The following is a 22,563-nucleotide window of genomic DNA, read 5'->3' as shown; positions in this document are numbered from 1 at the left end:
TCCTGCAAGGAGCTATATTGATGAAAAGGGACTCTGAGAAGCTGCCTGAGCATAGATTGTAAGGGTAAGCCGCTGACCCCGTTAAGGTTTTGAGTGGATTTTCAATCAATTTGAGTGGTACCGCGGATTCAGCCCGTCTCTTATATAGAGACAGGGCTTTTTATTTGTATATTGGAAATCATGTATTTACAATTTTCAATATGATCAAATTTTAGTTATCAATATTTTAAGGAGGAAAAACTATGGAAAAATTTCTAGACGAATTAACCAAAATAGTAGAAGATGCTTTTGAAGCTTCAGGCTATGATGGAATTTATGGGAAAATGAGTCTGTCTGATCGTCCTGACTTATGTCAGTTTCAATGTAATGGCGCTCTTCCAGCTGCTAAAGCTTATAAAAAGGCTCCATTTATGATTGCTAAAGATGTAGTTGAGAAATTAGAAAACAGCGACGTTTTTGAAAAGGTGTTTACTGCAGGTCCTGGTTTTATTAATTTCATTGTAAAGGATACATTTTTAACTCAGTATCTTAACTCTATGAAGTCTGAAGAAAAGTTTGGACTAAAAGCTGCAGAAAATCCAAAAACCATAATAATAGACTTTGGAGGAGCCAATGTAGCAAAACCTCTGCACGTTGGACATTTGAGATCTGCTATTATCGGTGAAAGCATAAAGAGAATTTGCAAATATCTTGGACATACCGTAATTGGTGATGTTCACCTTGGCGATTGGGGACTTCAAATCGGTATGGTTATATCTGAGCTTTACAGACGTAAACCAGAGCTTCCGTATTTCGATGATAACTTCAGCGGTGAATATCCTAAGGAACCTCCCTTTACAATAGATGAACTTTCTGAAATATACCCTGCTGCCAGCAAGCTAGCCAAGAGCGATGAAGCTGCCATGGAAGCTGCCAAAAAAGCAACTTTTGAACTTCAGAAGGGTAAACCTGGTTATATTGCAATATGGAAGCATATTTTAAGTGTTTCTACTGCTGATCTTAAAAAGAACTATGGTGCTCTTAATGTTGAATTTGACCTTTGGAAGGGCGAAAGCGACGCTGAAGAGTATATTCCAGATATGCTTAAGTATCTTAATGAAAACAACTATACTCATAAAAGTGAAGGTGCTTTGGTAGTAGATGTAGCTAAAGAAGATGATACCTACGAAATTCCGCCGATAATACTTCTGAAATCAGATGGTGCTGTTTTGTACGGTACAACAGACCTTGCAACTATCGTTCAAAGAATTAAAGATTATAATCCTGATGAAATAATCTACGTGGTTGACAAGAGACAGGGACTTCACTTTGAACAGGTATTCAGATGTGCTAAGAAAACAAATATAGCAGATGAAAAGCTTAAGCTTCAGTTTATAGGCTTTGGAACCATGAATGGAAAAGACGGAAAACCCTTTAAAACAAGAGAAGGCGGCGTCATGAAGCTTCATGATTTGATTCAGCTTATTAAGGATAATGCTAAAGGCAAGCTTAAGGATGACAGAGACTTCTCAGAAGAAGAAACAGAAGAAATTGCTCGTATAATTGGTACTGCTGCTCTAAAATACGGAGATCTTTCCAATGCAGTCACTAAGGATTATGTATTTGACCTTGATAGATTTTCTTCCTTTGAAGGTAATACTGGTCCATATCTTCTGTATACAGTTGTAAGGATTAAATCCATATTGAAAAAAGCTGCTGAAGATGGAGTAAATGCATCAAATTCTATACTTACTCCAACAAACAATGTAGAAAGAGATTTAATGCTTAAACTTGTTAAATTTGGTGAAGCCATAGAAGGCAGCTACGAAGACAAGGCACCAAATAAGATATGTGAATATCTATATGATTTATCAAATCTTTTCAACAGGTTCTACCATGAAAATAAAATCTTGTCTGAAGAAGATTTAAATAAAAAAGCTTCTTGGATTGCTTTATTAAAGCTTACTCTAGGAATACTTGATACAGGCTTAAATCTTTTAGGCATAGAATCACCAGAAAGAATGTAAAAATTGGTAGGAAGTGTTTTCCGTCGACTGGAAAATGCCTCCACCAATCACTCCATATTATGTTAATACCATAAACTTATAACCCTTTTTCTTTAAATCTGTAATTATATATTGAAGAGCTTGAGCAGTGCTTTCTTTTCCATACGTATCATGCATTAACAAAATAAGTTTCTTCTGTCCTCTAAAGGTCTGTTTATATCTATAAATGAGTTGCTGTTTTGTTCTTCTCCCGCGTTCGGCATCCCCTACGAGTGAATTCCAATCTATGTATTTATAATCTTTATTAGCAAACTGCTTGTCCAATTTTCCTGTACCCTTCCATGATCCATGTCCTCCAGGCAACCTGATTACACGAGTTGCAAAATTTTTTCCCAGTGTTTTTCCTAATACTATGTTGGTTCTTTCTATTTCCTTCATAAATACACGTGGGTTAACTACTTGATTAGGATAAAGCCTAGAATAATCATGCGTGTATGTATGATTGCCTATAGCATGTCCTTGATTATATATATCTCGAAGCAGTTTTTGAGTCCTCTGCGATTCCTGTACCTGCTTTCCAATTATGAAAAATGTTGCTTTTACATTATTCTTTTTTAATGTATTAAGAACCCTTGGAGTAACAGTAGTTGATGGTCCATCATCAAAAGTCAAAAATGCAATTTTTCTGTTATTTTTTATCTTTATATTCTTTGATAAATAATCTTGTACTTTTCCAGCATCAAAACTATTTTTATGAATTTTAGTATTATTTTTATATAAGCGCTGCTGCACAAATTTTGAAATAATATCCTTAACGTTCTTATTGCTATTACTTTGTTTATTTTTAACTGTAACCTCTATTGTTCCCCTGCTAACCGATTTTCGCTGCCCACTATAATAGGGTATAATACAAATTGCTGAAATAGTAATTACTATACTAAACATCACTATTCTTCTTCGTCTTATAATAGCTTTTTTCCTTTGGTTTATTCTTCTCATTCTTCTCGTAATAATATCCTGTTGATCTATCAAAGCACTATCTCCTCTTACCGCTTATTCTCAAGCATATAATTAAAAAGCGACATCTATCTAGTAGCACTTGTAAAAATTTAGCATACACTGTTATACTTCTATAGCTTATCGTTAATATTGCTATTTGCTGACTTAAATGCCATTTTTAATACATATGTCTATACTAATATACGATATTAAACGGAAATAATTTTGTAATATTGTAAGATTTATTGCTATTTTTTGTTTTCAGTTAAAAGAAATTGGGTTTTCTCATTTCTTAACTATTAAACTTATTTGCACCCCATACTCCAGTAAGTATCATTACTGCACCTATAAGATGATATATATGAAAACTCTCTTTCAATATTAATACTCCTGCAACTACAGAAACTATAGTTGATAAATTAGCAAATACTGCAGATTTTGACGCCTGTATCTTTGATAATGTAAAATTACTCAAAAAGTAAGCCAAAATAGATGAAATAATTCCAAGGTATAATATAGAGATAATGAAAGTACTGCTCTTCAGAGGTTGAAAATATTCATTAATTTTTCCCTTTAAAAACAAATCTACTGCTGCCATTATATTAAAACAAACTGCTGCCATAGCCATCATAAAATATGTAGTTTCTACAGGTTTGAAATGTACCGATGTCTTTCTTGAAATTATGCTATAAAACCCTGCAGATATAATTGCTCCTAGCAAAAGTAATATTCCTAAAGGCGAGTTTTCTTGTCCACTTGTACTGCTCATTACTCCTATAAGAGCAACCCCGCTTACAGAAAGAACTATGAATAAAACACTCTTAGTTGAAGGAATTTCCTTCAAAAAATAAATTTCCAAAATAGTAACTGCTATTGGGATTAACGATAACATAAGTCCAGCCATTGAGGATGACGCATTCTTTATTCCATAGGTTTCAAAAATAAAATATACTACTGGTTCTGAAAGTCCAAGTAATATTAGCTGTCCTATCGGCTTGTTTCTATAATCTACTTTTATTACTTTAAAAATAACCAGTAAAGTCATTATAATAAATGCTAACAAGAATCTTAACGCCACTAGCGATAATGGACCTGCTACTCTCAATGCCATTTTTGAGAAAAGAAAGCTTAATCCAAATATAGTGGAGGTTATACATGCTGCTATGTATGGAAGCATTCTATGGTTCCTATTCATTCTACTCCTCCGTCTGATCATTAATTGTATTAACAATTTATTATATTTTATTGTACTTAGCTCTGTCAATTAATAGATTTCATACGATAAAATTATCACCATAGTTAAATCTAACAGGTTAACTATTTTTCAATAGCGTTAAGTAACCGCATAATGTTTTCAGCTGTATTTTCCATATTATGCTTTCCATTTTTTAATGCTTCATCAATAGCACTAGCTCCTGGCATAATGCTGAATATAGCGTCAATACCATGTTCATACAATCTATCTATATCGTCACCTACTTTACCAGCTAACGCAATCACAGGTTTATTATACTTTTTAGCTATCTCTGCAACCCCCAATGGTGTCTTTCCAAATTCGGTTTGATAATCTATACTTCCCTCTCCTGTCCACACCATATCAGCTGTTTTGACTTTATTTTCTAATCCTGAATACTGAACAACAGTATCTACACCTTTTTTTAGCTTAGCATTTAAAAAAGCAACAAGTGCAGCACCTAATCCTCCTGCTGCCCCAGCACCAGGCAAATTGAGAATATCTTTCCCGAATTGATTATTAATTAAATCCCCATAGTGTTTTAAATTCTCTTCCAAAATTTCTATCATGCTTTCTGTAGCTCCTTTTTGAGGTCCAAAAACCCTTGAAGCACCGTTTTCTCCGCACAAAGGATTAGTAACATCACAAGCTACTTCTATTTCTACGTCCTTTAATCTAAAATCTAATTTGCTCAAATCTATACTGTGAAGCTTGCTGAGTCCAGCTCCACCAAAGCCTATTTCTTCCCCGTATGCGTTTAGGAATTTCCCTCCTAAAGCTGATATAGCTCCTGCTCCGCCGTCATTTGTTGCACTCCCACCTATGCCTATAAGCAGCTTTTTTACCTTTTTATCTAAGCAAGCTTTAATAAGCTGCCCGGTGCCATATGTAGTAGTTATGAGCGGATTTCTATCATCTTTAGGCACAAGCTGTATCCCACTAGCGCTTGCCATCTCAATAACAGCAATTTCATTATCACCTAGTATTCCGTATTGAGCCGTAATTTGATTTTCAAGCGGACCAATCACCTTCATTGAATGAATACTACCCCCGGTAGCGTCTACAAGGGCATTCATAGTGCCCTCACCACCATCAGCCATAGGAACATGAATGCAGTTAATATCACCTCTAACCTTTTTAATGCCTTTCTCCATAGCACTGCAAACCTCTTTTGATGTCATACTTTCCTTAAAAGAATCTGGCGCCAGCACTATATTAGTAATTTTTTTCATTGCTATTTTCTCCTAACTTCATTTTGTATTATATATGAGTCTTCTTCATAATCTAAAGAATTATTAAATAATCAAAACTTATGATTCACTAATTTAACAAGTATTTTTTTCAAGAACATATACAGTATATCCACTCTTAAATTATCATAAAGCACTTTAAATATGAAGGTATATTTTTAAGGGAAGCCATTTTTGCTTCCCTTAATTCACATTTAATAATATTGTATCTTCTTACTTATTATATACTTATTTAAAATAATCTTTTATTTCATCAATTGCTGTAAGAATATGTTCATCCCCTATTGTTGTTTTACCTTTAGATACTATATTCCCCTTAGAATCAATAATTGCCGCAAAAATCGAATCCTTAGTCCATTGATCTTTTATCAATTCTCTCATAATATCTTTACTGGGATGTTTAATACTTAAATTTAAATTTTTCCCACCCATTCTTATTTCCACCTTTAAATATTTACACTTCATGAATTATACGAAGTCATAAAAAGAAGCTGCAGAAAAAATATTACTTTTCAAATTATTAAGAAAAAATATGAAAGCAGCAATACAGAAAATAATATTCTCTAAATACATAGAGTTAGCATAATGGTGAGAGATAGGAGGAGGCATTTTTTAGCCGACGGAGATCTCTCACCATTCTTTTTTACTCTATGACATCTGCCATTATCATAAAAATATTTATTGCAGAATTTATTGGGATAGATGGATCATTGGGTGCAATTAATGTTCCATCATACTTACGGATTTTAATAGTCTGACTTTTGCTGGCATTCCCTCCTCCGTAAAAATAGATGGTAGCCGTATACCCAAGTTCCGCCAGCATATCTCCTGCCGTTGCACACATAAATAATGCAGATTTATAGTACCTATCCAAATTAAGCGTAATAAATTTATTATCATTGTCCTGAACTATGCTTTCTATGCTGGTTATCATAAGTGTTGGATGCCCGCTGTTATCTGGAATTGTAGTCCAAATACTCCCATTATACCTTATTTGCGTACATAATATCCTAGGTTGAAGCTGTGGAATCAAATTTAAGTTTTCATCATATGTTCTTTCAATTGGATTCTCAATTATTGGTACCTTAAATCTAAAGTCTTCCTCATTGCTGAAACTATATAGCCTTTTTATTCTTCCTTTAGGATTTGTCTTAGAGTTGTAAGCATCACCAGTTACGATACTAAAAATTAGTGATTTACTTTTGGTGACTGGATTTTTATAAAAAAACATTCCCTCAGGTTCGTAATGTATACCTGATTTTTTAATACCATCCTGAACATAAAAACTCTTTCCTGCCGTAATTTTAGTATATCCTATCACGTTTCCTAAAAAATCATACATATAGAGCCACTTGTCATAATTAGGATTATTATCACCAGTCATAACATACACAACATTATCTGCAACAGCCAGTCCTTGCATATCCTGGTGTTCAGCCTTTTGGGCATCAGCAAATTCAAAAGAGAATTGCACAGTTCTATCTCCCGATATAATATCTGCTCTTCTGTAGAAGAATACCCTACAGCTGCCATTATCATAATTCAAAGCAAAACAAGCAATAAGATCATTTTCGTCGTCCATTGTGGGAAGAATTGTATGATATTTTTCAGGAAGTACATCATACTCCTGCATTGTCATATCTTTCATATTTATCCTAGCTAATCTATCACCATACCTATGGGGATTATCACCTGGATAACAATCAGTCCATAAGTAAACTTCATCTCCATCTTCCTCCAAAGCTATGTGACTGCCATGCCCACAATCTGTAACAGTATAATTAGCTAAAGACTGTCCTGTTAAGGTAAGTTTATTTATTAGCACATTGTCATTACTTGCGGCCTCATCTTGAGTTGTATATAAAAAGCCTCTGCTATCTATTGCTATTCCCTGAAGCACATTACCGCAGCCCTTTCCCTGCGGCTTTAGAGTTGAATAATATCTTGGAACTATTTTAGTAATATCTATGTAATCTTTCACATATAAAATCGTGTATTTCCCTTGAAAAATCACGTTTCTCTCAACAACAACCTTTTGATTATATGGCACTAAAATATATTGGTTTAATTTATATATTCCATTGCTTATATATAGATTCTTGCCAGTATTGACAGCCTTCTTAAATGCTTCTGTAGTGCGAGCTTCATGCTTTCCAGATGAGTCGGCTCCAAATTCTATAGGATTCATATAGTTCTGCAAGCTCTTAAATCTGTCATATTTCTTCTTATCAATTTCTATACGTTGTTCTTCCTTATCCATCTTGATACCTCCAACTTTACTATAATTTTAATCCTTCTGCGAAAAAACATTTAGCTTTGCTATAGTAATTAATATGTTTTCCAAAATGTCATATAACTTTTCACAAAATAATTAAAGTACAATTAACATAAGTTAACAACTGTTTTCACGCTAATTCTTTATCACTTATTTTATATATAACTTATACGTTTTTCCCTTACTAAAGTTCACATATGTAATATAGATCAAAATACCACTCAAAAGATATCAATTTCTATATAGCTGCAAAATTTTTGTACTATGACATTAAATTATGGTAAACTTATTTTTGTATTTAACGTAATATTAGTTTTAGGAGGAATTGTAAATGTATAGCTTCACCAATGATTATAGCGAAGGAACTCACCCAAGGATATTAGCAGCTCTATCAGAGTCGAATCTTCAGCAAAATATAGGTTATGGACAAGATATCTATTGTGCTAAGGCTATGGATACTTTAAAAAAGAAAATAGGACATGATAATATAGATATTCATTTTTTAGTAGGAGGCACTCAAACTAATCTGATTGCAATATCAGCTTTTCTACGTCCACATGAAGCAGCTATAGCAGCAGATACTGGTCATATTTTAGTTCACGAAACTGGTGCCATCGAAGCCACTGGTCATAAAGCAATTTCTGTGCACACTACCGATGGAAAACTTACTGCTGAGCTTATTAACTCTGTTCTTCAGGCTCACACTGACGAACATATGGTAAAGCCAAAGCTTGTTTATATATCAGATTCAACAGAGATCGGATCAATATACACAAAAACTGAACTAAAAAGTTTAAGCCGTTTCTGCAGAGAAAAAAACTTAATTCTATTTTTAGATGGAGCTAGATTAGGTTCTGCACTATGCTCTTCTGAAAATGATCTTCAGCTTTCAGACCTTGCAGAACTCACAGATGCGTTTTATATTGGAGGGACAAAGAATGGAGCTCTATTTGGTGAAGCATTAGTGATCTGCAATGATTCTTTAAAAGAAGACTTTAGGTTCCATATAAAACAGAAGGGCGCTATGTTGGCAAAAGGATGGCTTTTAGGAATACAATTTTTTGAACTTTTCAAAGATGACCTTTACTTTGAGCTTGCAGCACATGCAAATAAAATGGCTAATATACTTAAGAAAAATATAACTGAGCTTGGATATAAATTTTCAAGCAATTCCCCATCAAATCAGCTTTTCCCTATTTTCCCAAATAAAATTATTGATGAGCTTGAAGAGAATTATTCATTCAATAGATGTGAAAAAGTCGACGATAAAAATTCCTGTATACGCCTTGTAACCTCTTGGGCTACTAAAGAAGACGCTGTGCTTGACTTCATCAAAGCTTTAAAGAAGCTTACCGTATAACAATCATTAATCCATCACATTGAACTAAAACATAAAATATTGATATTAGAAAAAGGGCTTAAAGCCCTTTTTTCATTTATCTTTAAATTATAAATGAGTATATGCTGCTGCCATCAAGTTTTATGTTAAAGCCATTTTCTCCAACCTTCAACCTTACTTCTTTTCTTTCAGTACGAAAATTACTGATAAGGCATGCTATGCTTTCATCAGAATTTTTAAAAGCAATAAAGCTGTCATCGTAATCCCCTTCAGTCTCTATTCTCTTAGCCCCAGGCCTAACCGAATGACTAAAATGCTTCATAACATAGAACTCAGGATTGAATAAGGTATGCTCTAATAAATTTCTGCATCATTTCAGCAGTCATCGTTGAAGTTGGATAAACATTCACAACATCTGTTTCGTTTTGTACACAGAAACCGCAAATATCTATTCCCTCACTTTTATATGCTTGAATATATTTTACTAGGTATTTGGCATATGCTCTTAAATTTTCTGGAGTATCTATTAGCTCACCACCTCCACACATTTCGTCAGATGTCTTCATCCAATAAGGAGGACTCCATGGGCAGCTCCAGATCTTAAGCTTTGGATTAATTTTTAAACTTTCTTTTATATATGGAATTAATAAATTCCTATCTCTATCTATGGAGAAGTTCTTCATCTCATAAAATCCAATTTCTTTATCCCTATCTGTGAATTCTATTTCCTTCACAGAATGGAAGCCGATTTTTTCTATGCTTGTCTTAAAGCCTTTAATCTTCGACACTTTATTTCCTCCTTATCGTTCAAAACGGAACCAGCTAAAATCAAAATTACTTCCAGGCAGAAATATAAACGTAACCTTTTGCATCCCCGTTATTTTGTTTATATTAAATATTCTTTCTTCATATGCATCTGTTTTTGTGAATTCCACCATTTGATTACTCTCTCCTTCAGCGTTAGCGAATCTAACATGAATGGTGTTTTTATCGATAGGTGATTTTCCACAAATCACAAGTTTCGATACTCCTTCCTTTGTAAAATCCATATCTTCAAATACTAAAGATACATTATTTCCAATTCCTTCAACGTTTTTTTCAGTTTTTGTATAAGTATCACCGTATATGCTGTCACATTCTGACGCATAATTTTTTTCAAAGGTCCTGTTAATCTTTTCAAAAGTAAATCCTTTAATGTGCACCTTCTGACGTAGTACAAAACACACAGAAGTAATTCCTTTAAGCTTCTTTGGAAGTTTGTAGGTTTGCTCCTGATACACATTCCACTTGGATTCTTTTTGATAAATCACATTAGCCAGAAGCTCACTTCCTTCTTCCTCTGGCATGCCTTTCCAGATTTCTATAGGGTACTCTTCATCAGATAATGCGAAAATTGGTATAGTTATCGTATCAGATCCATAGTTTCCAAAGTCTATTCCATGAAAACCCACCTGAGTTTCACCATCTCTACTAGTAGCCACTCCTCTTTCATTTCCATTTGTAACTTCACCTTTACTGTAATCATAAAGGCCTGCAGATATAAATCCATAAGGATCTTTATAAGCTAAACCAAGTCCAATTGCCCTTAATTCAAGCTCAGATATAAGCTTAGTCTTATGAGTTCCATTCTTACTTGTACATCTTATTCTGAACTCTCCATCTCCGAAAGCAGTTACCTTAGCCTCAAGTCCATTAGCTTCTACTTTAGCTATATTAGATGGTATTCCTACATCATTTACTACACTCCACTCCACCTCTTTGAAAGAAGTATTTTCAGGATATAGTTGTGCTGTTACTATTATATCTTTTCTTGTCTCGTCAAAGGTCTGTCCTGAATTACTGATAATTTCAATTTTACGCAGCGGTATTTCATCAATGTTTCCCATAACACATAGCATAGCTTTATTTTCCATATTTGCAGAAATTCCTGTAAGTTCTTTATCCGCTGCTGGAAGCGCTTCAAATTCTATGCTCTTACTATCTAAGCCTTCTGATGACACTTCAAGTCTGATTATTCCAAGCTCTAAGGTAGAACCTATGATAGCCATTAGCTTACCACTGAATAACCTTCTGCTTAAACCTTTATATTGGTCATAATCTGTGCTGTCTCCATTATCAAGTCCAAGCAAACGGCCAGCTCCTGTAACATTAACATTTACCCTATTGTTTGCATTTTCGACTGCATTTCCCTTTTCATCTTCCATAGTTATCTCAACAAATATCAAATCTGTACCGTCTGCTGCAATAATTTCCTTATCTGGATTTAGCTTAATTTTCTTTGCATCCCCAAAGGATCTTTTTATATCTTCGGCAATAATTCTACCTGATTTATCATAGGCTATGGCCTTTAGTTCCCCCTCCTCATAAGGTATCTTCCAACATCCAACCAGCTGAATTCCGTGTTCATGGTCAATATCATATGTTCCTACTGTTTTTCCATTAAACTGCAGTTCAATCTTAGGTGCATTAGAGCATACTCTTACATCTATTGTCTGTCCTTTATTAAAATCCCAATAAGGAAAAATATGCACCATCGGTTTACTCTTGTAATCTGTCCACTCCGCCTGATATATATAATAAGAATCTTTCTTGAATGTAGCAGTATCAATCTGTCCAAAGTAGGAGTTTTTAGTATGATAAGGGGTAGGTTCTCCTATATAATCAAAGCCTGTCCACAGAAATTGTCCTAATGAGAAATGAGTATCCCTTTCAGCCAGGATACATGCCTCTGCTGACTTTGCTCCCCAACTGGTTGTACTGTTACCAAGAGCAGAACACTGCTCATCATCATCTGCAAGAATAGATTTCTCAAAAGGAAAATGGTAGATTCCCCTGCTTTGTACTATAGAAGAAGTCTCACTGCCATAGATAATCCAGTCTGGATGCTCCTCATGATGCTTCTGATAATACTTCTCGGCATAGTTATATCCAGCCACCTTGACAATATCAGCACATTTTTGAGCATTCTCCCAGGGCATATAATTTGATCCTATAGTTATCTTTGCATTTTCCTTTGGATCAAATTCTCTTACGTAGTCCATAAGTATTCTTGTTATTTGTTGTCCTCTTTCCCCAGCATGAGTATCATATATTTCGTTTCCAATACTCCACATCAAAAGGCTTGGATGATTTCTATCTCTCATTATCCAGCTTTTAACGTCACTATGTGCCCATTCATTAAAAAATCTTCCGTAATCATAAGGAGTTTTTGATCTTTCCCACATATCAAAGGCTTCAGAATCAATAAGCATTCCCATCTCATCTGCTAATTCCATAAGCTCTGGAGCAGGCATATTGTGAGAAGTTCTTATAGCATTCACCCCCATTTCCTTCAATAGTTTAAATCTTCTTTTAAGTGCAGCTTTATTAAAAGCTGATCCTAACGCTCCTAGATCATGATGCTCACAAACACCATTTATTTTTAGTCTCTTGCCATTTAATTTAAGGCCCTCATTGGGATCAAGTATAATTTCTCTAAAGCCTATATTCTGAGTTACAGACTCAATTTTAAACTTGCTTTCATTTTCATCAATAACATATAAATCTGTGATGAGCTTATATAAATTTGGTTTTTCAGTACTCCATAGCATAGGATTTTTTACAAATAATTTCTGAAGGTTATGCCTATTTGCTACCTTCTCTTGGTGTACTCTCTCTGAAGCAAAGGCTATTATCTCATCCTTGTATGTGATAGTATGAGTTATTTCTGCCTCTTCATAAATGCTTAGTTCTGAGTCTACTTCTACTTGCCATCCATTATCTTTTTGATTAATAGATACATATATTCCATCAGTTACAATGTGGTTCTTATCTCTCGTCTTTAGCCATACATTACGATATATGCCAGCGCCGGAGTACCATCTGCTGTTAGGACTTTGATAAACAACTTTTACAAGAATTTCATTTTTCCCTTCCAGCAATGCCTCTGTTATGTCATACTCAAAAGATGAGTAGCCATATTTCCATTCTCCTATAAATCTTCCATTCACATAAAGGGAAGAATCCATATACACTCCTTCAAAATATAAAAGGATCTGTTTTTCCTGCTTATTATATATAAATTGTTTACGGTACCAGCCAATACTATTTTCATAAAGATCTAAGGAATTATATATAAGCCAATCATGCGGTATATCTACTTGTTCAAAGGTCAGAGAACTGCTATCTGTAACCTCTAAGCTGCTTTTAGCAAATTCCCAGCCATCATTGAAAAGTACTTTTTTATTCATGTTCATTTTCTCCTTCCTATTTAAATAAATTACGAACAAAGAAATTGAATTAAATGAAGATAATATTTAATAGTTAGTGTATGCTCTAAATATGTAAGAGAAGAGAGTAGAGAGAAAAGTAAAGGAAGAAATTCTGCTGTGCGGAATTTCTAAGAATTTAAATCTCATAATCAGCAGATAACTTTCTAAAAACTAAGATAGTACCTAACCTTCTAAAAATATTATTAAAATAATTAGCATTATCTATACAATCAAAATTCAGCCCGGCTGAATTTTAACCTTCTCTTTTCTCTTTTCTCTCATACCTATTTAATGCACTTTTTCTTAACTATTCCGTCTAGAGCATTTAGTACGCAATTTAATTATTAACCATCATTTCTACTCGTATATCTTTCTTCCTTTTATATCTTTAATTCCAGTTCTTCTATAGAAGTACGTATTTACCTGATCTCTCCACTCTTTTGAATCCTTAAGCTGAATCCTAAGTCTGTCGCATACAAGTCCAAAAGCTTCTTCATTTATTTTGCCCTTCAAAGACATCCATTTCTCTATAAACTCTTCTACTTTTTCTACACCTTCAAAGTGAGTATCGTATATATGCTGAATCAAAGTTTTTCCAGTCTTAAGCTGATACTTATATGGTACATGATGAAAGAATAATAAAAGCGCCTCTGGACAAGTTTCTATATTTTCATACATGCTTGCAACTGCTTCATGATACTGAGCTGTATAACCTGTTCCTGTAGAAACAGTTCTGTCTACTCCTATTCCCTTCCAATCCGCATAGTGGTACGTTCCCCAGCGAGAATATTCATAGCCCTCAACGCTTGGACCATAGTGGTAATTGGGATTAACCATCCAGCCTATTCCAAGTGGGCTTGTATATTTCTCATAAACTTCTCTGGATTCCATTAATATGGAGACTACAGTTTGTACTATACCTTCATCACAGCCATAAGTTAATTTAACCCATTCTTTCGCTATTTCCTCTGAACTCAATTCAGGGTTCCAAGCTATTCTTCCAATACCGTACAAATTTGCCTGAGCAAGCGGATGCCCAGTCCAACACTTGCTGTCACCAAGATTTGATACGGCAACGATGCCACTGTACCTGCTGTTAAACAAGCTTCCGTCTACTACTTTACTTACATAAGAGCCTTCTCCTTTCGCATGGGTATCAAAGTTAAGCACCTCTTTCCACATAGGTAAAAGATAGCATACGTGTTTCTGTTGTCCCGTATATTCCTGAGCGGCCTGAAATTCCAAAATCATATTCGTCTTTTCCATAGCTCCAAAAAGCGGAGAAACTGCTTCTCTTATCTGGAAATCCATTGGTCCATTCTTTACCTGAAGAATTACATTATCCATAAACTCACCATCTAATGGCTTAAAATTATCATAGGCTGCTTTAGCCCTATCCAAAGACCTGTCTCTCCAATCAAGATGACAATTATATACAAAACATCTCCATATTACTATTCCGCCATGCGGCTTTAATGCTTCTGCAAGAACATTTGCTCCTTGTGCATGGTTCCTTTCATAGGTAAATGGACCTGGCCTGCCCTCTGAATCTGCTTTAACAAGAAATCCTCCAAAATCCGGTATGTAGTCATATATTAAGTCAGCAGTTTTCTTCCACCACTGTTTAACTGCTTCATCGAGCGGATCAGCAGTTTTTAGTCCTCCAAGTTCAATAGGTGAAGCATAATTTATGCTGAGATAAAGTTTTATTCCATAATTTCTAAAAACATCAGCAAAACGTGCTATATCCGGTAAATATTCTTTTGTAATAAATTTTGTTTCGATATTATGCACATTAACATTATTTATAACTACTCCATTAATTCCTATAGATCCTAACAATCTTGCATAATCCTTAATTCTTGAAAAATTCTTAATAATCTCATCATTGCTGTAAAAGAAAGATTGCCCAGCATATCCTCTTTCAATATCACCGCTTGCGTTATCCCAATGATTAATCATTCTAAGCTTATTTCTAGGAATATCTACTATTTGTGACTGTGAAATTTCCTTTCCTATTCTAAGATTCCTAATCAAATAAAATATGCCATAAAGAACTCCAGTTCCATCCTTGCCTATGATCTGTAATGCAGTATTCTGCTCATTATCAGCAGCTTTTACCTCATAACTTCCATCAGCATATTTTTCAGTAATTTTTGTTTCTAATTGAAATGCCCTAGCATCCTCTAAAGTTCCTACAAATAGATATGATGAATTTGGAATTTCATTAGAAACTAACGGCTCTATTCCAATAATCATCTTTAATGCTAGCTTTAATTCTTCTACAGCTGTATGTTTTACAGTGTTATTATTATTAACCACTAAGCAGCTACATATCTTTTTATATTGATCAACTAATTTAGGATTTAAACACTTAGCGTAATTTAACCAGCAGTTGTAAACTCCATTATTACTTTCTATTAATTGTTTTTCTAACATAAACTTGTTTCCTTTCATATATATTAAATTGATTAGTTGTTTTATATCGCTTATGATATCATACCGCCATTATGCACAACATGAATTATATTATTGAATTTGTAAAATACTATTACAATTTTTTTGTATAAATATCTTAGCTAAAAATAGACAAACATTCTTCTTAATTTAAAATCGGATAGCCAAAAAGCTATCCGATTTTCATTTTTACATTTCTTTCTTATTTCAATTTGTCTTTCGTCTTCCTATATATGTCATTAGCCTGTTTAGTTAAATCTTCAGAGCCTTTAGCTTTACACTGGGCAACATATTTATCCCAATTGCTTAATGATTCTGATCCCAGCATGAATTTAAGTGTCTGTGCCTTAACGTAATCCATTAAAGGCGTATCCTTCATATTAGCCTGTTCTCTCTCATCTTCATCATAAAGAATAGGAGGTGCAGTTGGAAGAACTTTTTTGTCAGCCATAGATTTCTGGAAAGTTTTTTCTAGATCATTTCTCATTGAATCCTCTAATTCATATGATCCACCATAAGAGAAAACGCCGCCGCTAAATCCAAAATCTTTTCTTAAATCCTTATCATTTGAAGAAGGATTCTTACTTAAATTGTTAAAGTTTATTCCCTTTGCCAAAGTTCTTACTCCGTCACTGGATTTATTATAAGTTTTTCCTTCAACACCCCATTTAGTAAGTTCCTGACCTTCGTCACTGTACCAAAGCCAATCAACAAATTCCATAATTTCTTTAAAGTTCGGATTATCCTTAGCTTTTGAAGATATGATTACACCATTCTCAAGCCTGCTAGCAGAAACCACATCACCCTTAGGGCCTTCAGGATTTCTCATGTGCAATATTTCAAATTTGCCTTTTCCTAAGTTCTTTTCCATTGTCTGCTGTAGTACTAAGGTTTCCTGAGTGTTTGAACCTATCATAAAGGATTTACCATTTACAAATTTCTGTTTTGCCTGATCATCACTCTGAGTGAAGCTTTCAGGATCCATTAACCCGTCTTTAATTAGCTTATTAAAATAAGTTACAAAGCTCTTATAATCATTTGTAGTAGGTCCAAAGAAGAACTTGTCACCAGTTGCATCATAATTTATACCGGTACCAGCACCCCAACCAGCTGAAACACCGAAGGTAGGAGCAGCAAAATTCGTGGTTGCATCTGTCTTCCATCTATCTGAGTACGGATATATATTAGGGTATTTAGCTTTAATAACCTTTAATACACTATATATCTCATCCCAAGAATTAGGAACCTTTAAACCTGCTTTATCGAGCATATCTTTTCTTATAGCAAATGAATAATCATATTTTGCCTTTTCATGAAGACCAGGCAGCACATAAAATTTACCATTAGCCTGCTTTATACTCTTTAAATCGCTATCCATATTCCATTTTTCAACTTTTTCTTCGAAATTAGGCATATATTTTAGATAATCGCTAACTGGCAAAATTGCACCAGATGGTATGTAAGCTGTCTCTGATCCTGGATATGTCTTAGGTATGATGAGTGGAGCATCACCTGTACTTATTAGCAGGCTTCTCTTTTGCTCATAATCACTTAGTGGGACAGTAGTAAGCTTTATTGTAACATTAGTCCTCTTTTTAATCTCATCCCATAACAGCCAATCCTTTTTTAATGGATATGCAGGATTATCATTATACAGCATTGTGATTGTAATTGGTTTTTTTGCATGAAAGGTTTCACCTGCCTTTAATGTTGGTGTACCTAAATCTGCAGAAGATTTAGCTTTCTCTTTTTTACTGCAGCCAGTCAATAATCCTGCAGTCAAGCTTAGTGCTAATACAGTTACTGCAAACAGCTTTAACTTTTTTTTCATAAATGTTCCCCCTAAATTTATATTTTTATACTAATTGAAACTGTGTTTCAAATTAATACCTAGCTGTTAACCCTTTACGGATCCAATCATAACTCCTGTAACAAAATACTTTTGAATAAACGGATAAATACATATTATTGGTAGTACAGTTAAAACTATTGATACAGATTTAATATTGGCGGCTACCTGCTGCTGCGCATCTGTATCCGTACCTTGATTAACAGAAGTAGCTGATGCTCCTGCAATTATATTTCTTAAGTAAAGCTGTACTGGAAACATATCTTTTTTATCCATGTACAGAAAAGCTCCAAACCAGCTATTCCAGTTTCCTACAGCATAGAATAATGTTATCGTTGTTAATATAGGTAAGGATAGCGGAAGAATTATTCTAATAAGTATCCCATAAGTATTTAATCCATCCACTGAAGCTGCCTCTTCCAATTCATTAGGCATAGACTCAAAAAAGCTTTTCATAATCAATAGATTCCAAGTACTAATCGCTCCAGGAATAACTACAGACCATATAGTATTTCTCATTCCCAAGTATTTAACAAGAAGATAGTTAGGTATCAATCCTCCATTGAAAAACATTGTAAATACCACTATAGCAAGAAAAAATCCTCTTGCTTTAAGACGCTTTTTTGACAGTGCATAAGCAAATATAGTTGTCATAAACATTGAAATAGCAGTAGCAACTACAGTATATATAACTGTATTTTTATAGTTTATCCAAAAATCTTGTTGTTTCATTACTTCCTTATAGGTATCTATGTTTAATCCTTTAGGAAGAAAAAATACCTTTCCTGCATTGATATAATGCTCACTGCTAAACGACTGAGCTACTACATATATAAATGGATAAAGCGTAACAGCAATTACTAACAGCATAAATAATATATTAAAGCTTTGAAATAACCTATAAGATTTTGATTTCTTAATCACATTATCCCTCCTACCACAGACTATTCTCAGTTAATTTTCTTGAAACAAAATTAGCAGTTCCCACTAATATAAGACCGATAATCGCCTCAAACAGTCCTATAGCTGTTGCATAACTAAAACTGTTAGATTGCAAACCCAATCTATATAAATAAGTAGATATTACATCTGCAGTGGAATATGTTAATGGACTGTAAAGAAGTAAAATCTTCTCAAATCCAACATTTAATAAACCTCCGATATTTAATATCAATAGAGTGACAATAGTTGGCATTATTCCTGGAATAGTTATATGAATTGTTTGTTTCCATCTATTAGCACCATCAATTCTAGCTGCTTCATATAATTCCATATTAATCCCTGACAATGCTGCCAGATATAATATAGCTCCCCAGCCCATGCCTTGCCATACTCCTGACCCTACATATACTGTACTAAACCATTTTGCCTCACCAAGAAAATCTATGGTTTTACCTGTTAACGCTTTAATAATCATATTTATTACACCATTTGAAGGTGAGAGTATTTGCATTATCAAACCTGCAACAATTACGGTTGATAGAAAATATGGTAAATAAGATGCCGTTTGCACAACCCTTTTAAACTTATTGCTTTTTAATTCATTCAATAATAAAGCAAATATTATTGGTATTGGAAAGCCTATCACTAGGGATAAACCACTCAAAACTAAAGTATTTTTAAATACATGCCAAAATGTGGCATCATGTATAAACATATTAAAATACTTCATACCAACCCATTCTGTTCCAAGGGCAGGTCCACCAGGGACAAATTTTCTAAACGCTATAACGTTACCTATCATTGGACCGTACTTAAAAATTACATAATATATAAGTGGTAATACTAAGAGACTATATAATTGCCAATCCTTTCTAATAATAGTAAGGTCTCTTTTCAATTTACTCATTAAAGATTTTTGTGTACTAATACTATTCTCCACTTAAATGTGCCTCCTTCCATATTAGCATGTGTTTATAAATTATTATCAACTTGCTGATGTAACCATAGTAAACAATTTCATCATAAAAATATACAATCAATTTCAACATTTCAATGCATAATTCTACTTTTTAGAAATATAGAACCAATTGCTTTTTTGCAATGATATTCCTTTTCTAATACTGCGATTATTGCAACACAGGTAGAATATCGAGATATGTAAACGTATTATTTTATATTGAACATGCTCTTATCATAAGGTATAATTATTGTGCACTTATATAAAACGATATGTCGTATTTATCTATAAGAAAGGAATGGGAGTGAAATAGATATGTTCAAATTAGGCCACATAGAAAACGATGTCAATAAAAAAAGTTTTTTACGATCAATCTTTTTATACTTCTTGATTCCGATTATTATAGTTTCGCTTTCCGCTTTTGGAGTCTACAAGTACTATAAAGATTTATTCCAGAAAGAATTAGAATCTAATTATTTAAATACTTTATCCACTGTTGCTAGTACAATGGATAATTCATTAATCGAATTGCAAAATACCACTATACTTTTATCCTCTAATTCAGATTTATATAACATCTTCTATTCCGAAAAAAAACTAACAGCATCAGACGGTCCCAAAATAAGTTCCATGACTAATACCTTAATTAAATTCAAGGCCACGAAGAACTTAATAGACAGTGTTTATCTTGTCCATAAAGATAGCAATGAAATTCTTAATTCTTCTGGAACTTACAATGCTGATGATTTTTTCAAAAAATATTATATATATAAGAAGTATAATAGCGACTTCTGGATGAATTTAAAAGTGAGTACCACTTTTTATAATGTTTTAAAGCCAAGCATTCTTACAGATACAACTTTGGATACTATGAATAAACGTAAAGTCATCCCCTTTGTTACCTCTAACTTGGCAGGCTTTAAGTCTAGTAACTTATTTGTTATAAACTTAAGTGAAGAAGAGATTAATTCTATGCTAGAAAAATATAAATTTTTGCCTAGCGGTACAATGGCAATTATTGATAATACAGGAACTATTTACTCTTCATCTGATTCAAACATTAATGAAAAAATAACTAAAAACAAGACTTTCTTGGACAAGTTGTCAAAGAAAAATTTTTTTGAGTATGATATAAATGGAAACAAAACTTTAGTAATAAACTATTCCTCGAAGCTTTCAAAATTCAGCAATTTTATCTATACTGCTTTTATTCCCTATAACGATTTCTATGAGAGATCTTTGAGAATTAAAAGACTTTCATATACTATTATTCTTGTTGGAGTTATGCTGTCAGTACTGACTGCATACCTTATGAGCAAAAAAATATATAGACCTATAGATAATCTTGTTAGTATTCTCAGCAATAATGCTGATCCAATGGAAGCAAGCAAAAATGAAGTAGAATATTTAAACAGTAGAATCAGAAATATATTAACCAATGAAACGAATTTAAGGAAGGATTTATCTGCAATTATGCCTCTAGCTTCTGAGCAGTACTTAATTAGAATATTGACTAGCAGTGATGCTCTTTTAGATGAGGACGTGAAGAACTTTATTTACAGCAGTCAAATCAATTTTAAGTATCCAGATTTTTGCGTAAGTCTTATAGAAATGAATTTTTCTGACAAATACTATAATTCTTATAGTAAGGATGAATATACCCTTGTTGTAAAGGGGCTGTCAAAAATATTTTCTAGAATAGCCTTAGATGATTTTCCTACTTATGTATTAAATATGAATAAAAATCAACTATGTCTTCTTATTAATCTTCCAAAGGAAGAACATATTGATAATATAACTTCATCCATGAAAAATATTCTTGATTTGTTTAATTACGACAATGATTTATTATCTATATCTGTGGGAATCGGAAGAATCTATTCAGATTTTATAGGTATGCATCAATCCTATAATGAAGCTCGTAAAGCTTTAGCAGCCCTTTCCCCTTTAAGTAATAATAAAATCAATGTATATACTGGAGAAACCGCATCTTATATCTCCCAATATTCAATAAGTGATGAAAATAAGCTATTTAATTTTTTAATGGGAAACTATAAAGATGAAGCCTTGGCATTTTTAAATCTACTCATTGAAAAGAATTATAAAAATACCCCTTCTGAACATTGTATAAAGAAATTTTATTCCAGCATCTACGATACAATGATTAGAGTATTGGCTGAAAAAGATCAGTATATAGTAGATTTCATGGGAGCTGATTATATCGATCTGCCATCAAACCTAGGGTTTATGACCACTAAGGATGTGAATAATTATATTTTCTTGATAGCTAATAGAATTTTATCTGTACAGAAGGCAAGCAGTAAGGTTGATATTCTGCAAATTACAGAATATATTAAAGAAAACTTCCATCAAGATTTATATTTAGAAAAACTGGCCGAAGAGTTTAATACCTCTGATAAATACCTTTCCAGACTTTTTAAAGAAACTGTAGGCATGGGCTTTCATGAATATTTAACTTCAATAAGAATTTCAAAATCAAAGAATCTTTTACTCAAAACTAACTTAAGCATCACAAAAATTGGTGAGAAGGTTGGCTTTACAACCCACAGCACCTTCTTTAGATTATTCAAAAAGTATGAAGGAATAAGCCCAACTCAATACAGAGAAAATAACCTATAAAAAAGGGTAGGAAGTGATTTCCGTCGGCTGTAAAATGCCTCCTCCAATCACTTCCTACCCTATGCCGACTATATGCATTTACAAAGTATTATTTTCTATATTACTTCTCCCAAATTATTTTTCTTGTTTATTTATTTTTTATTATTTTCTTAAGAGCTATCTTCATATTACTTCGTATATTATATAATTGCATCCTTTTAACAACACATACAATTTATTCATACACAGTTAAAAGTTATCCACAATTGGCAAAATTCTATAAATTCCTACGAAAATTAAATAATAGCACTCTTTCTATTTTAGGCAACACTAAGCTAGACTGGCCTATTTAGGCTAGTTCCAAGCTTTGTATTTTATTTCATATTCTTAGACAGGGGCTTTTTCT

At 33.3% G+C, this 22,563-nt stretch carries 15 protein-coding genes and 1 other annotated feature (1 of these 16 only partly in view); of the genes, 3 read left to right on the top strand and 12 right to left on the bottom strand.

What is annotated here, in order from left to right:
* Nucleotides 1-144, top strand: a binding site (T-box leader); it begins 65 nt to the left of the window's first position.
* A 98-nt stretch (nucleotides 145-242) separates the two neighbouring features.
* Nucleotides 243-2,006 (top strand): arginine--tRNA ligase, encoded by a 1,764-nt coding sequence (argS, locus tag CLORY_RS16835; protein WP_079426637.1) that lies wholly within the window; start codon nucleotides 243-245, stop codon nucleotides 2,004-2,006.
* Nucleotides 2,007-2,063: 57 nt separating this feature from the next.
* Here the strand turns inward: argS and CLORY_RS16830 are convergent, their stop codons facing one another.
* From CLORY_RS16830 to CLORY_RS16810, 5 genes are all read right to left on the bottom strand, one after another.
* Nucleotides 2,064-3,017 carry a polysaccharide deacetylase family protein gene (locus tag CLORY_RS16830; protein WP_079426636.1) on the bottom strand — a complete coding sequence of 318 codons (954 nt, stop codon included), beginning with the start codon at nucleotides 3,015-3,017 and terminating at the stop codon, nucleotides 2,064-2,066.
* Nucleotides 3,018-3,276: 259 nt separating this feature from the next.
* Nucleotides 3,277-4,179 (bottom strand): DMT family transporter, encoded by a 903-nt coding sequence (locus CLORY_RS16825; RefSeq protein ID WP_079426634.1) that lies wholly within the window; start codon nucleotides 4,177-4,179, stop codon nucleotides 3,277-3,279.
* A 122-nt stretch (nucleotides 4,180-4,301) separates the two neighbouring features.
* Nucleotides 4,302-5,450 (bottom strand): glycerate kinase family protein, encoded by a 1,149-nt coding sequence (locus tag CLORY_RS16820; RefSeq protein WP_079426632.1) that lies wholly within the window; start codon nucleotides 5,448-5,450, stop codon nucleotides 4,302-4,304.
* A 246-nt stretch (nucleotides 5,451-5,696) separates the two neighbouring features.
* Nucleotides 5,697-5,900, bottom strand: a complete 204-nt coding sequence (locus CLORY_RS16815; protein ID WP_242954444.1) for a hypothetical protein — start codon at nucleotides 5,898-5,900, stop codon at nucleotides 5,697-5,699.
* 211 nt (nucleotides 5,901-6,111) lie between these two features.
* Complete coding sequence (locus CLORY_RS16810) at nucleotides 6,112-7,728, bottom strand: phage baseplate protein (RefSeq protein WP_079426630.1); 1,617 nt, start codon at nucleotides 7,726-7,728, stop codon at nucleotides 6,112-6,114.
* A 346-nt stretch (nucleotides 7,729-8,074) separates the two neighbouring features.
* On the opposite strand from CLORY_RS16810, the gene CLORY_RS16805 reads away from it, so the two are divergent.
* Nucleotides 8,075-9,103, top strand: a complete 1,029-nt coding sequence (locus CLORY_RS16805; protein ID WP_079426628.1) for a threonine aldolase family protein — start codon at nucleotides 8,075-8,077, stop codon at nucleotides 9,101-9,103.
* Nucleotides 9,104-9,185: 82 nt separating this feature from the next.
* Here CLORY_RS16805 and CLORY_RS16800 read toward each other — a convergent pair whose 3' ends face one another.
* The 7 genes from CLORY_RS16800 to CLORY_RS16770 all read right to left on the bottom strand — a co-directional run bounded on the left by CLORY_RS16800 (nucleotide 9,186) and on the right by CLORY_RS16770 (nucleotide 19,520).
* Nucleotides 9,186-9,404, bottom strand: coding sequence for a glycoside hydrolase family 30 beta sandwich domain-containing protein (locus CLORY_RS16800; protein ID WP_079426626.1), 219 nt, complete (start codon nucleotides 9,402-9,404; stop codon nucleotides 9,186-9,188).
* 10 nt (nucleotides 9,405-9,414) lie between these two features.
* Nucleotides 9,415-9,870, bottom strand: a complete 456-nt coding sequence (locus CLORY_RS16795) for a glycoside hydrolase (protein WP_079426623.1) — start codon at nucleotides 9,868-9,870, stop codon at nucleotides 9,415-9,417.
* Nucleotides 9,871-9,882: 12 nt separating this feature from the next.
* Nucleotides 9,883-13,311 (bottom strand): glycoside hydrolase family 2 TIM barrel-domain containing protein, encoded by a 3,429-nt coding sequence (locus tag CLORY_RS16790; protein ID WP_079426621.1) that lies wholly within the window; start codon nucleotides 13,309-13,311, stop codon nucleotides 9,883-9,885.
* A 378-nt stretch (nucleotides 13,312-13,689) separates the two neighbouring features.
* Nucleotides 13,690-15,771, bottom strand: a complete 2,082-nt coding sequence (locus CLORY_RS16785; RefSeq protein ID WP_079426618.1) for an alpha-glucuronidase family glycosyl hydrolase — start codon at nucleotides 15,769-15,771, stop codon at nucleotides 13,690-13,692.
* 220 nt (nucleotides 15,772-15,991) lie between these two features.
* On the bottom strand, nucleotides 15,992-17,620 hold the full coding sequence (locus CLORY_RS16780) for an ABC transporter substrate-binding protein (protein ID WP_079426616.1): 1,629 nt from the start codon (nucleotides 17,618-17,620) through the stop codon (nucleotides 15,992-15,994).
* A gap of 66 nt (nucleotides 17,621-17,686) precedes the next feature.
* Entirely contained in the window at nucleotides 17,687-18,562 is an 876-nt protein-coding gene (locus CLORY_RS16775) for a carbohydrate ABC transporter permease (protein ID WP_079426613.1), read from the bottom strand.
* A 10-nt stretch (nucleotides 18,563-18,572) separates the two neighbouring features.
* Entirely contained in the window at nucleotides 18,573-19,520 is a 948-nt protein-coding gene (locus CLORY_RS16770) for an ABC transporter permease (protein WP_242954443.1), read from the bottom strand.
* Between the two features lie 333 nt (nucleotides 19,521-19,853).
* Here CLORY_RS16770 and CLORY_RS16765 point away from each other — a divergent pair, with 333 nt between their 5' ends.
* Nucleotides 19,854-22,178, top strand: coding sequence for a helix-turn-helix domain-containing protein (locus tag CLORY_RS16765; RefSeq protein WP_079426611.1), 2,325 nt, complete (start codon nucleotides 19,854-19,856; stop codon nucleotides 22,176-22,178).
* Nucleotides 22,179-22,563: the final 385 nt, after the last annotated feature.

This window comes from Clostridium oryzae, from assembly GCF_002029235.1.
Lineage (GTDB): Bacteria > Bacillota > Clostridia > Clostridiales > Clostridiaceae > Clostridium_AE > Clostridium_AE oryzae.
This window is presented reverse-complemented; position numbering and strand designations above follow the sequence as displayed.